The sequence below is a fragment of the Bradyrhizobium sp. 139 genome (assembly GCF_023074175.1).
GTDB lineage: Bacteria > Pseudomonadota > Alphaproteobacteria > Rhizobiales > Xanthobacteraceae > Bradyrhizobium.
This window is the reverse complement of the sequence record NZ_JADPKS010000117.1, coordinates 24,110-35,095: the sequence shown is the minus strand read 5'-3', so window position 1 is coordinate 35,095 and position 10,986 is coordinate 24,110. Positions and strand designations below refer to the sequence as shown.

The following is a 10,986-nucleotide window of genomic DNA, read 5'->3' as shown; positions in this document are numbered from 1 at the left end:
ATGGCTCCGCGCGCCGCCCTCCTATCGTAAGTCCCTTACCCGGACAGATCGAACAGGCTTGACTTACAAATCCCCATATGAGGGTGGGCAAAGGCGCGCGTTTCGCGTGCCGTGCCCACCACCGCCGAGCAAGAAGAAATGGTGGGCACGCTTCGCTTTGCCTACCCTACAAATCCTGCACCGTCAGTTCGGCGGCTTCTTCTTGCTGCGCTTCGGTTTGGCCACCGGCGCATCCGCCGGCGCCGTTGCCGTCGGCGAACTGCCCAATTGCGACCTGCTCTCCTGCAATCGCCTGTCATAGCCGGGCGAGTTCATGACCGTCGGCGGCCTCGCGTAGGCGAGCGCAGCTGCACCGCAGAGCGCGGCCAGTGCCAGCCCGATCACAAAATAACGCCTCATCGCGTTTCTCCATCGCACTCAAGCGCTACCCGCGGATCTGCTGCGGCGTCAGCCGCGGCGGACCATTGCCTGCCGCCTCGGCCTGCTTGATCAGCGCAACAATGCGGCGCATCAGCGGCACGTCGACCTTGTTCTGCTCGGCGAGCGCGATGACCGCGCCCTGGAGATAGTCGATCTCGGTCTTGCGGCCCTGCTTCAGGTCCTGCCACATCGAGGAGCGCGCTTCGGGATCGATCTTCATCGTGCGGCCCAGGATCGCGTTGAAGATCATGTCCGGCAATCTCAGCAATGTCGGCGTCCAGTTCGGCGGGATCGGCGTCGCCGACACCGGCGTGATGCCGGCGGCCTTCAGCGCAGCAAGGCCCTCCGCCATCTGGTCGGCGAACAATCTTCGCCAGTCGCGGTTCGCCAGTTGTGCGGCGAGCGGCATGTCGGACAGCGCGCTGAGCGCATTGTTCAAATTGATGATCAGCTTGCCCCATTGCACGCCGGCGATGTCGCGGCTGGCGCGCATGGCGAGGCCGGGGACCGACAGCGCTGCAGCCGTGTTCGCCTCGTCTTCGCCGACATGAATGTCGCCGGACGTCGAGCGATGGAAACGGCCCTCGCCCATCGCGATCACGTTGAACGGCACCATGCCGGCAAGCACGCGCCGACCAGCGAGATGGTCGCGCAGGACCGCGACATTGCCGACACCGTTCTGCAAGGAGACGACGACGGCATCCTGCGGCGCGTGTTGCGCGATCTGGTCCGCGACATCGGCCGTGTCGGCGCTCTTCACCGTGACCAGCACAATGCCGGCGCTATGAAAGATCGAAGGCTCCTCCGACAGCGCGAGCTGGCCTCCGCCAAGCTTCTGCTCGGAACCGTCGAAATCGGTCAGGCGCAGGCCGAACCGCTCGATCTCGGTCTTCACCCGCGGCCGCACCAGCAGCGCGACACGGCGGCCTGAGGCCGCCAGCTGGCCTCCGACAAAACAGCCGATGGCGCCGGCGCCGGCCACCACGATCGGTCGATCCGTAACCACCTGACCCTGCTCCCTTAACATCCGGCCTTCGATAGCAGACGTGACGTCGAGTGCCCATTGCGGTTGCGACGCATTCGCCTTGTAACCGTCATGAGAGCCCCATATGTTTTTGCCTGGGGGCTGTCACCGGCGAGAACTCGCCGACGAGAACGCCAAAGGAGAGCACCATGGGTCTACTCGACGTCCTCAACGGCATGCAGAACGGCCCACGCGGCCCGAGCACGCCCAGTTCTGAGCAATCCTCTGGCGGCATGTCCCCCATGACCATGGCGCTTCTCGGCCTGCTCGCCTGGAAGGCATTCAAGCATATGACGGCAGGCCAGCCCGGCGCGGCGCCACAGCCGTCCCCGACGCCGACGCCGACGCACCTTCCCCCGCCGGTAAATGCGGGCACTGGCGGTGGCCTCGGTGGCGCACTTGGCGGAGGTGGCGGCCTCGGTGACCTGCTCAAGGGCGGCCTCGGCGGCCTGCTCGCAGGCGGCGCGGCGGGTACCGTGCTCAGCGGCGGGCTCGGCGATCTCCTCAATCAGCTTCAGCAGGGCGGCCAGAGCGAGACGGCGAATACCTGGGTCGGCAAGGGCGAGAACAAGCCGATCGCGCCCGGCGATCTCGCCAACGCACTCGGCGCCGACCAGATCGAGAGCCTGTCGGCCCAGAGCGGCCTGTCACGCGACGAACTGCTCTCCGGCCTCAGCCAGTACCTGCCGCAGGTGATCGACCATCTGACGCCCGATGGACGGCTGCCGACCGAGAACGAGCTCTCGGGCAGAATTTAATCGAAGTTTGATCTACGCGTTCTCGGGAAGGAGAGCACTGACATGAGCATGGGCGGCCTGTTGTGGATCATCGTCGTCGGCTTCGTCGCCGGCCTCATCGCGCGCTGGCTGGCGCCCGGACCGAACAACCCGAGCGGCTTCATCCTCACCACCATCCTTGGCATCGTCGGCGCGTTCCTGGCGACCTTCGTCGGCCAGGCGATCGGGCACTACAGTCCCGACCAGGGCGCCGGCTTCATCATGGCCACGATCGGCGCGGTGGTGGTGCTGTTCATCTGGCACCGCCTGGTCGCGAGCGGCGTGATCAAGGGGTGACGGCGTAAGCCGTCGAGGGAAAGGCACACTGCCTCCTCAATCGTCATGCCCGGGACTGTCCCGGGCATCCACGTTCTTCTATCCGCGAGGTAACACGTGGATGGCCGGGCAAGCCCGGCCATGACGTGGAGAGAGCGTGCCGCGCAATCACGTCACCAAATGCATCCCCGCATCCATGCGCACGACCTCGCCGGTCATGTTGCTGGAGGCCGGCATCGCCAGGAAGCAAACCAGCTGCGCGATGTCGACCGCGGTTGAGGCGACCTTGAGCGGCACCTTCGCCACCACGCTGTCGCGCACCTGCTTTGCGCCGGCCTCGCCACGGCCCTTGGTGAACCAGGGCGTGTCGATATAGCCGGGACATACCGTGTTGACGCGGATCAGCGGCGCCAGCGCGCGCGACAGCGACAACGTCATGGTGTTGAGCGCGCCCTTGCTCGCGGCATAGGCGATCGACGAGCCGACGCCGCTGATGCCCGCAACCGAAGATATGTTGACCACGGCGGACGGCCGCTCCGAGGCCTTCGCGCCGGCCTCCAGCAGGCTGCGCGCCGCGCGCACCATCTGGAACGGGCCGATGGTGTTGACGCCGTAGAGGCGCTGGAAATCTTCAGCCGACAATCCGTCGAGATCGCCATGGGCAACATGCTTGGTGGTGCCGGCGTTGTTGACGAGCACGTCGAGCCGGCCCCAGCCGGCTGCCGCCGCGACAATCTTGCGGCAATCGTCATCCTTCGAGACGTCACCCTGAGCGACCAGCACCTCCGCCGCGCCGGCCTTGCGGCAGAGTTCGGCCGTGGCTTCGGCTTCCTTCTGGCTCGAGGAATAGTTGATGACGAGCCGCGCCCCGCTCCGCGCGAGAATTTCCGCGGTCGCCGCACCAAGTCCGGATGCCGACCCCGTCACGATTGCGCACAAGACGTCTTTTGCCATCCGGATTTCCTTCCCCTTGATTGAATATCGGCGCCTTGTTTAGCGAGTTTGCCGCGCCCTGCAAATCGAGCAAACTCCGCTAAGCGGAATTAGTCCAGATCGGTTCTTGCCCCCATGCCGGTGCCGCAGATGGGCCTGCGATCAACGCTTGTCAGGGCCATGGCTTTTTCGGATCATCGGGCGCAAGAAGAGGCCGCGCGCCGCACCGACCGGGCGGAACGCGCCAATGGCAAAACACGGGGAACGCTGTGGCGGAGAGTGACAATATCGTCGTCGAGACCGCGGAGAAAATCTTCGCCGATCTCGCCGATCCGCAGACCGTCAACAACGCCAAGAAGGATTCGTGGCAGGCGCCGCTGTGGCAGGCGCTGAGCGAAGCCGGCCTGCCGTTGTCCTGGGTGCCTGACGATCTCGGCGGCTCCGGCGCGAGCCTTGCCGACGGTTTTGCGCTGCTCAACGCCGCCGGCCGCTTCGCCGTCGCGGTTCCCCTGGCCGAGACCATGCTGGCGGGCTGGCTGCTGGCGCAGGCCAGGATTTCCTCACCCGAAGGCGAGATGACGGTGCTGCCGGCGGGCCCGAAGGATCGCATCACGCTTGATGCCGACGGCGCGCTCTCCGGCCGCGCCCGCGGCGTGCCCTTTGCCAAGGCGGCGAAGCATTTTGCGGTGCTGGCGCACGGCAAGGATGGCGTCTCGATTGCCTTGATCGATGCGAGCAAGGGCCGGATCGAAGCCGGTCTCAACGTCGGCTACGACCACAGCGACACCGTGACGCTCGACAAGGTCCAGCCCGTCACCGTCAAGCCAGCGAAGGGCTTTGACCAGACCACTCTGATGCTGATGGGCGGCGTCGCGCGCAGCCTTCAGATTGCCGGGGCGCTGGAGGCGATGCTCGACATCTCCGTGCGCTATTCCAACGAACGCGTCGCCTTCGAGAAGAAGATCTCGAAATTCCAGGCGGTGCAGCACAATCTCGCACGCCTTGCCGGCGAATCCGCCGCGGCGCTCGCGGCCGCGACATCCGCGGCCGACGCCATCGCAAACGCAAGCTCGTTCAACGACGAGGTCTACCTCGAAGCCACCTCGGCAAAGATCCGCTGCGCGGAAGCCGCGGAAAAAGGTGGCGCTATCGCGCATCAGGTCCACGGCGCGATCGGCTTTACCGTGGAGCACATCCTGCACCGCTATTCGCTGCGGGCGCTGGCCTGGCGCGACGACTTCGGTTCGGAGAGCCACTGGGCCGTCGAGCTCGGCAAGCTCGTCGCAAACCGCGGCGCCGACGAATTGTGGCCGCTCGTGGCGTCGCGCTGACCAGGGGACGAGACAAAATGACTGCTGCCCTCCGCTTCGATCCGATCCGCCTGCCCGAAAAATGCGAGCAGCTGCGCAAGGAAGTGCGCGCGTTCCTCGCCGACGAAATCGCTGCCGGCACCTTCGATCCGCACAAGCCCAACCGCGAGGACACCGACGCGCCGGAATTTTCCCGCCGGGTCGGCGCCAAGGGCTGGCTCGGCATGACCTGGCCGAAGAAATATGGCGGCCAGGAGCGCTCCTTCCTCGAACGCTATGTGGTGACGGAAGAGATGCGCGTCGCGAACGCGCCGACGCGGCGCTTCTTCGTCGCCGACCGCCAGAGCGGGCCAGTGCTGCTGAAATACGCCCCTGAAAACATCAAGATGGACATCCTGCCGCGCATCTGCCGCGGCGAGGTCTGTTTTGCCATCGGCATGAGCGAACCGAATTCCGGCTCGGACCTGTTCGCCGCGAAGACGCGCGCGACCAAGACCGACGGCGGTTATCTCATCAACGGCACCAAGATCTGGACCTCGTCGGCGCATATCGCTGACTACATGATCGCGATCTTCCGGACCTCGCAGCCGACCAAGGAAAACCGCCGTCACGGCCTGACCCAGTTCCTGGTCAAGATGAAGCAGCCGGGCATCCAGGTGAACCCGATCGGCCAGATCACCGGCCAGTACGAGTTCAACGAGGTCGTCTTCACCGATTTCTTCGTGCCCGATGATCACGTCCTCGGCGAAGTCGACGGCGCCTGGAAGCAGGCGACGAGTGAGCTCGCCTATGAGCGCTCCGGGCCGGAACGCTTCCTCGAAACCTATTACGTGCTGACCGAGCTGGTCCGCGCAGTCGGTCCGAACCCGGACACGCGCAGCGCCGAAGGCATCGGCCGCCTTGTCGCCCAGCTCCACACCATGCGGCGCATGTCGGTCTCCGTCGCCGGCATGCTGCAGGCCGGCAAGGAGCCGGTGGTGGAGGCGTCCATCGTCAAGGACATCGGGACGGTCTGGGAGCAGCAGCTTCCGCACCGCGTGCGCGATCTCGCCGCCTTCGTCGAGGAGACCGCGACCAATCGCGAGACGCTGGAGCGGCAGCTCGACTTCGCCATCAAGACCGCACCGAAACTCACCATCCAAGGCGGCACAACTGAAGTTCTGCGCGGCATCATCGCCCGCGGGCTTGGCCTCCGCTAAACCTTCGAGGACATCATGAGCACTTATAAAGATATCGGCGTCGAGAAAGTCGGGCACGTCGGCACCATCGAAATCCGCCGCCCGCCGCTCAACTTCTTCGACATCTCGCTGATCAACCAGATCGCGGATGCGCTCGACGAATTCGACCGCGATATCGAGATTCGCGCCTCCGTTCTCTCGGCGCAGGGCAAGGCGTTCTGCGCCGGCGCCAATTTCGGTGATCCGGCGCGGCAGGCGCAGGAGGCACGCGAAGCCGAGAAGAAGGGCGACCCGGCCGACAATCTGGGACCGATCAACCATCTCTACATCCAGGCCGTGCGCATCTTTCGCGCCAGGAAGCCGATCGTCGCGGCCGTGCAAGGCGCTGCCATCGGCGGCGGCCTGGGCCTCGCGGTCTCCGCGGACTTCCGCGTCACCTGCCCCGAAGCGCGTTTCTCCGCGAACTTCACCAAGCTGGGTTTCCATCCCGGCTTCGGCCTGACGGTGACGCTGCCCGAGCTGATCGGCAAGAACAACGCGGAATTGATGTTCTACACCAGCCGCCGCGTCACCGGCGAAGAAGCGGTCAAATGGGGCCTCGCCAACGAACTGGTGCCGCAGGACCAGGTGAAATCAGCCGCGATGAAGCTCGCCGGCGAGATCGCCGAATGCTCGCCGCTCGGCCTCCTCTCCACCCGCGCCACGATGCGCGCGGCACTCGCCGATCGCGTCATGGCAGCGACCAACCATGAGCTCGGCGAGCAGACGCGGCTGCGCGCGACGGAAGATTTCAAGGAAGGCGTGAAGGCCACGGAAGAACGCCGCGTCGCAAACTTCAAGGGACGGTGATCGCGCGCCGTGTCGCTGCACGCCCTCTCTCAACCCGTCATCCTGAGGCGCGAGCTGCGCGGTGCACAGCACCGCGCAGGGAGCCTCGAAGGATGAACGGCCCGGCTGGTGGCCGTCGCCCTTCGACGCTCGCCGAAGAGGCGAGCACCTCAGGGTGACGGATCACTAGCAATCAACTAACGCGAAAAGTTACCCCGCCCAGCAAGAACTCGTTGCCCGCCACCGCAAGCCCCTTCGCCCGCGCCGCATGCAGCACCCGCGCGGCATCAACCACCCGAAACTCCAGCGCGCTCATGATCTCGCTCGCGCCTTCAACGAAGCGGAACGTGGCATTGGGCAGTTTCAATTCGGCATTGCCATCAGGCACAACCCCGATGATCTTGCCCCAATGCTCCGCGAGCCCCTCCGGATCCGGGCTCTGCATCTCCACACCCGTCAGCGCCTGCGTCACGTCCTTGCGGATAAACTTCTGCCAGTCCGGCCCCGCCGGCGGGTACGGGCCCAGAATATCATCGCTGCCTTGGGTGTGGTTGAACTCGATGAAGGCGGCGCGGCAGTCGCGGGGGTGAAGCTGCACGCCGTGATAGGGCGCGTGGTCGATGACGTTCGCAGTGCGCACGCCCATGGCGCCGGCATTCCTGCCGCGCTCGTCGGGATCGTTGCAGCAGAAGATGGCCATGTACCCGCCGCGGCCGCCGGTCTTCTCGATGAAGCGGCCGGCGGTGGTGCCGCCCTTGAACGGCGCGACCACCTCGAGCAAAACCGTATCGACCGGGAGCAGCGCGTTCTCCAGGCCGTATTTGGCGACATTGCCATCGCGGTAGCAGACGGCGAGGCCCATGATCTCGGCGATGTCGGAGATCACAGGCGCGAGCTGCGGCGCGACCAGGCAGATCTGGCGCAGCCGCATATAGGGTGCCATGGTCATGCGCCCTTGAAGGTCGGCTTGCGCTTTTCGACGAAGGCTTTCGCGGCTTCCTTGTGGTCCTCGGTGTCGCTGCAACGGGTGTGATGGATGGCCTCGCCGTCGAAGCAATCTTCCAGCGCCAGATGCTCGGCGTTGTTGATGTTGCGCTTGATGAAGCCGAGCGCGATCGAGGGCCCCTGCGCCAGCGATAGCGCGAGCTCGTGCGCGGCGGAGTCGATCTCGGCGTCGCGGACGACTTTCGTCACCATGCCGATCGCATGCGCCTCCTTCGCCGTGAGCACCGGCGAGGTCAGATAGAGCTCGCGCGCCCGCGCGCTGCCGAGCAGCTGGGTGAGAAAATAGGTGCCCCCGTAGTCGCCGGAGAAGCCGACCTTGGCGAAGGCGGTCGTGATCTTGCAGGATTCGGAGGCGATGCGCAGGTCGCAGGACAACGCCATGGAAAGACCGGCGCCGGCCGCGGCGCCATCGAGCTGCGCCACCACGGGCTTCGGCATCTGGTGCAGGATGCGCGAGACCTCCATGCCGCGGCGCAGGTTCGCCATTTTCACCTCGAACGGCAGCGGCGCACGGCCTGCCGCCATCGATTTGACGTCACCGCCGACGCAGAACGAGCCGCCTGCGCCCTTGAACAGCACCGCGCGCACCTCCGGATCGTCGGCCGCGCGCCGCGCCGCCTCGACCAGCCCGGCTACCATGTCGGGGTTGAGCGCGTTCTTCCGCTCGGGACGATTCATCGTGATCGTGAGCAGTCCGCCTTCGAGCTTTTGCAGGACCATGTCGTTGCTCATGGGTGGTCTCCCTCGTTGTTGTTTTGCTCCGTCATTCCGGGGCGCGCCTCTTGGCGCGAGCCCGAATCCATTCCTCAACCGTCACTGCCGCCCGATGGATCCCGGGCTCACGCCTTCGTCGCGCCCCGGGATGACAGCTCATGTGCGGCTCGCTCGACGCGACTATTTCTTCACCAGCGGACAACGCGACTGCTCCAGCGGCTGGAACGCTTCGCTGCCGGGCACGGTGGCGAGCAACTTGTAGTCGTCCCAGCGGCCCTTGGACTCCGACGGCTTCTTCACCTCGAACAGGTACATGTCGTGGATCATGCGGCCGTCCTCACGGATCTTGCCGTTCTTGGCGAAGAAGTCGTTGATCGGCGTTTCCTTCATCACCTTGATGACCGCGGCCGCATCCGTCGTGCCGGCGGCCTTCACCGCCTTCAGATAATGCGTGACGGAAGAGTAGACGCCGGCCTGCGCCGAGGTCGGCACCCGCTTGGTGCGCTCCATGAAGCGCTTCGAAAACGCGCGCGTGTCGTCGTTGAGGTCCCAGTAGAACGCTTCGGCCAGCAGCAGGCCCTGCGCGGTCTCCAGCCCGATCGAATCGATGTCGGAGACGAAGGCGAGCAGGGGCGAGACCTTCTGGCCACCCTTGGTAATGCCGAACTCGGCCGCCTGCTTGATGGCGTTGACGGTGTCGCCGCCGGCGTTCGCGAGCCCGATCACCTTGGCCTTGGAGGCCTGCGCCTGAAGCAGGAACGACGAGAAATCCGACGTGTTGAGCGGATGGCGCACGGCGCCGAGCACCTTGCCGCCGGTCTTGGTGACGACGGCGCTGGTGTCCTTCTCCAGATCCTGGCCGAAGGCGTAGTCGGCGGTGAGGAAGAACCAGGTGTCGAGGCCCGACTTCACGGCGGCAAGGCCGCTCACGTTGGCCTGGCCATAGGTGTCGAACACGTAGTGGATAGTGTAGGGGCCGCAGGCCTCGTTGGTGAGGCGGATCGAGCCCGGGCCGTTGAACATGATGATCTTGTTGCGCGCTTTCGCGATCTCGCCGGCGGCAAGCGCGGTCGCGGAGGCCGCGACGTCGTAGATCATCTCGACGCCCTGGTTGTCGAGCATGTCGCGGGCGATGTTGGCCGAGAGATCGGCCTTGTTGAGATGGTCGGACGCCATCACCTGGATCTTGCGGCCCAGCACCTCGCCGCCGAAATCCTCAACGGCCATCTTGGCCGCGGTCTCGCTGCCGGGACCAGTGATGTCGGCATACAGGCTCGACATGTCGAGGATGCCGCCGATCTTGAGTGGCGGCTTGTCCTGGGCCTGCACGGCGCTTGCGCTCAGGGCAAACGACGCGGCAAAAATGCTCGACAAAATTCTCTTCATTGAAAAAAGACCTCCCTTATCGCGCCGTACTCTGATGGCGGCTTGGTTATTGCTCTTGGCTGAAGCTGTTGCCGCAATCATGCCGCATGCGCCAGAGCGCAGCAAGCAGAAGCGCGATGTGCGTCTCGCGATCGACGCGCGTTTTCCGCAAAGCGGAATGGTGCGATCGGATAACCTGTTTCCACGCCGTCGTTGCGAGCGCAGCGAAGCAAATCCAGAGTCTTTCCGCGGAGGGATTCGGGATTGCTTCGCTGCGCTCGCAATGACGGAGTGCGACGAAGGCTCTTCGCGATCCGCCGCGTTTGGGTTAAAACTGACACGTAACGCAACCTCTCCGGGTCATGTGACGCAACGGCTTCACCTCATCGTCGCAATTCTCCTGGCCGCGAGTCACGCCGCACGCGCGAGCCCGTGCCAGTTCGAGTCCCAAGGCGAGGGCCGCGTTGCGGCGATCGTCGATGCGCGGAGCATCCGTCTCGATGACGGTCGCGAGGTCCGTCTCACCGGGATCGAGCCGACGGCATCGACGAAGCAGGCGCTGACATCACTGCTCGTCGGCCGCGACGTAACCCTGCGCGGCACCGAGGACACGCCCGATCGTTATGGACGCCAAGGTGCACTGGTCTTCATGGGCGAAAGCGGCACCTCCGTCCAGGCCGCACTCCTCGCCCAAGGCGACGCCATGATCTCCGCGGAGATCGCGGACAGGGACTGCGCGGCCGCCCTGATCGCGGCGGAGGCAGAGGCGCGGCGCCAAAAAAACGGCAACTGGGCTGACCCCTCGGCCATAAAAAACGCGGAAAGTCCGGACGATATTTTGGCGGGGATGGGGCGCTTTATGGTGGTCGAGGGCAAAGTCCTGTCGGTCCGACAAGCTGGGGCAATGACCTACCTCAACTTTGGACGGAACTGGACACGCGGCTTTGCGGTGACTATTTCAAAGCGCAGTTTACAGGCGTTCGAAAGCGCCGGGATCGTCCTTAAGTTATTGGAAAATAAGCGTATTCGAGTTCGAGGTTGGGTCGAAGGGAATACAGGGCCGCGGATCGATGTGCGCCTTGTGGGACAGATCGAGTTGCTGGGCGCGAACGAGCCGGCAGGGGTAAGGCCCTAAAAGGGCCAGGCACGGGTTAAGC

Annotated in this window: 12 protein-coding genes; 6 read left to right on the top strand and 6 right to left on the bottom strand. The window is 65.0% G+C overall.

Annotated features, from left to right (window positions below; translation table 11 throughout):
- Positions 1-183 precede the first annotated feature (183 nt).
- Positions 184-399, bottom strand: coding sequence for a hypothetical protein (locus IVA80_RS27375; protein WP_247437472.1), 216 nt, complete (start codon positions 397-399; stop codon positions 184-186).
- Positions 400-424: 25 nt separating this feature from the next.
- The gene (locus tag IVA80_RS27370; RefSeq protein ID WP_247437470.1) at positions 425-1,426 is read right to left on the bottom strand and encodes a 2-dehydropantoate 2-reductase; all 1,002 of its coding nucleotides are present in this window, start codon (positions 1,424-1,426) and stop codon (positions 425-427) included.
- Positions 1,427-1,593: 167 nt separating this feature from the next.
- Here IVA80_RS27370 and IVA80_RS27365 point away from each other — a divergent pair, with 167 nt between their 5' ends.
- Positions 1,594-2,202, top strand: coding sequence for a YidB family protein (locus tag IVA80_RS27365; protein ID WP_247437469.1), 609 nt, complete (start codon positions 1,594-1,596; stop codon positions 2,200-2,202).
- A gap of 42 nt (positions 2,203-2,244) precedes the next feature.
- Positions 2,245-2,517: a GlsB/YeaQ/YmgE family stress response membrane protein gene (locus tag IVA80_RS27360; RefSeq protein ID WP_187436112.1), complete on the top strand. Its 273-nt coding sequence runs from the start codon at positions 2,245-2,247 to the stop codon at positions 2,515-2,517.
- Positions 2,518-2,664: 147 nt separating this feature from the next.
- On the opposite strand, the gene IVA80_RS27355 is transcribed toward IVA80_RS27360, so the two are convergent.
- Positions 2,665-3,450 (bottom strand): SDR family oxidoreductase, encoded by a 786-nt coding sequence (locus IVA80_RS27355; RefSeq protein WP_247437468.1) that lies wholly within the window; start codon positions 3,448-3,450, stop codon positions 2,665-2,667.
- Between the two features lie 248 nt (positions 3,451-3,698).
- Here IVA80_RS27355 and IVA80_RS27350 point away from each other — a divergent pair, with 248 nt between their 5' ends.
- The 3 genes from IVA80_RS27350 to IVA80_RS27340 are packed head-to-tail and all read left to right on the top strand — an operon-like array spanning position 3,699 to position 6,766.
- Positions 3,699-4,760: an acyl-CoA dehydrogenase family protein gene (locus IVA80_RS27350; RefSeq protein ID WP_247437467.1), complete on the top strand. Its 1,062-nt coding sequence runs from the start codon at positions 3,699-3,701 to the stop codon at positions 4,758-4,760.
- Positions 4,761-4,777: 17 nt separating this feature from the next.
- Entirely contained in the window at positions 4,778-5,938 is a 1,161-nt protein-coding gene (locus IVA80_RS27345; protein ID WP_247437466.1) for an acyl-CoA dehydrogenase family protein, read from the top strand.
- 15 nt (positions 5,939-5,953) lie between these two features.
- Positions 5,954-6,766 (top strand): enoyl-CoA hydratase/isomerase family protein, encoded by an 813-nt coding sequence (locus tag IVA80_RS27340; RefSeq protein ID WP_247437465.1) that lies wholly within the window; start codon positions 5,954-5,956, stop codon positions 6,764-6,766.
- 172 nt (positions 6,767-6,938) lie between these two features.
- Here the strand turns inward: IVA80_RS27340 and IVA80_RS27335 are convergent, their stop codons facing one another.
- The 3 genes from IVA80_RS27335 to IVA80_RS27325 form a co-directional block, all read right to left on the bottom strand.
- Positions 6,939-7,688: a hypothetical protein gene (locus IVA80_RS27335; RefSeq protein ID WP_247437464.1), complete on the bottom strand. Its 750-nt coding sequence runs from the start codon at positions 7,686-7,688 to the stop codon at positions 6,939-6,941.
- Positions 7,689-7,690: 2 nt separating this feature from the next.
- Positions 7,691-8,482: an enoyl-CoA hydratase gene (locus IVA80_RS27330; protein WP_247437463.1), complete on the bottom strand. Its 792-nt coding sequence runs from the start codon at positions 8,480-8,482 to the stop codon at positions 7,691-7,693.
- A gap of 162 nt (positions 8,483-8,644) precedes the next feature.
- Positions 8,645-9,850, bottom strand: coding sequence for an ABC transporter substrate-binding protein (locus tag IVA80_RS27325; RefSeq protein ID WP_247437462.1), 1,206 nt, complete (start codon positions 9,848-9,850; stop codon positions 8,645-8,647).
- A gap of 262 nt (positions 9,851-10,112) precedes the next feature.
- Between IVA80_RS27325 and IVA80_RS27320 the strand changes: the two genes are divergently transcribed.
- The gene (locus tag IVA80_RS27320; protein WP_247437481.1) at positions 10,113-10,964 is read left to right on the top strand and encodes a thermonuclease family protein; all 852 of its coding nucleotides are present in this window, start codon (positions 10,113-10,115) and stop codon (positions 10,962-10,964) included.
- Positions 10,965-10,986 lie beyond the last annotated feature (22 nt).

Excerpts from the sequence above, each read along its gene's own strand:
- IVA80_RS27375 (WP_247437472.1), bottom strand. The coding sequence starts at position 399 with ATGAGGCGTTATTTTGTGATCGGGCTGGCACTGGCCGCGCTCTGCGGT.
- IVA80_RS27330 (WP_247437463.1), bottom strand. The coding sequence starts at position 8,482 with ATGAGCAACGACATGGTCCTGCAAAAGCTCGAAGGCGGACTGCTCACG.
- IVA80_RS27365 (WP_247437469.1), top strand. The coding sequence starts at position 1,594 with ATGGGTCTACTCGACGTCCTCAACGGCATGCAGAACGGCCCACGCGGC.
- IVA80_RS27360 (WP_187436112.1), top strand. The coding sequence starts at position 2,245 with ATGAGCATGGGCGGCCTGTTGTGGATCATCGTCGTCGGCTTCGTCGCC.
- IVA80_RS27325 (WP_247437462.1), bottom strand. The coding sequence starts at position 9,850 with ATGAAGAGAATTTTGTCGAGCATTTTTGCCGCGTCGTTTGCCCTGAGC.
- IVA80_RS27335 (WP_247437464.1), bottom strand. The coding sequence starts at position 7,688 with ATGGCACCCTATATGCGGCTGCGCCAGATCTGCCTGGTCGCGCCGCAG.
- IVA80_RS27320 (WP_247437481.1), top strand. The coding sequence starts at position 10,113 with ATGACGGAGTGCGACGAAGGCTCTTCGCGATCCGCCGCGTTTGGGTTA.
- IVA80_RS27345 (WP_247437466.1), top strand. The coding sequence starts at position 4,778 with ATGACTGCTGCCCTCCGCTTCGATCCGATCCGCCTGCCCGAAAAATGC.
- IVA80_RS27340 (WP_247437465.1), top strand. The coding sequence starts at position 5,954 with ATGAGCACTTATAAAGATATCGGCGTCGAGAAAGTCGGGCACGTCGGC.
- IVA80_RS27355 (WP_247437468.1), bottom strand. The coding sequence starts at position 3,450 with ATGGCAAAAGACGTCTTGTGCGCAATCGTGACGGGGTCGGCATCCGGA.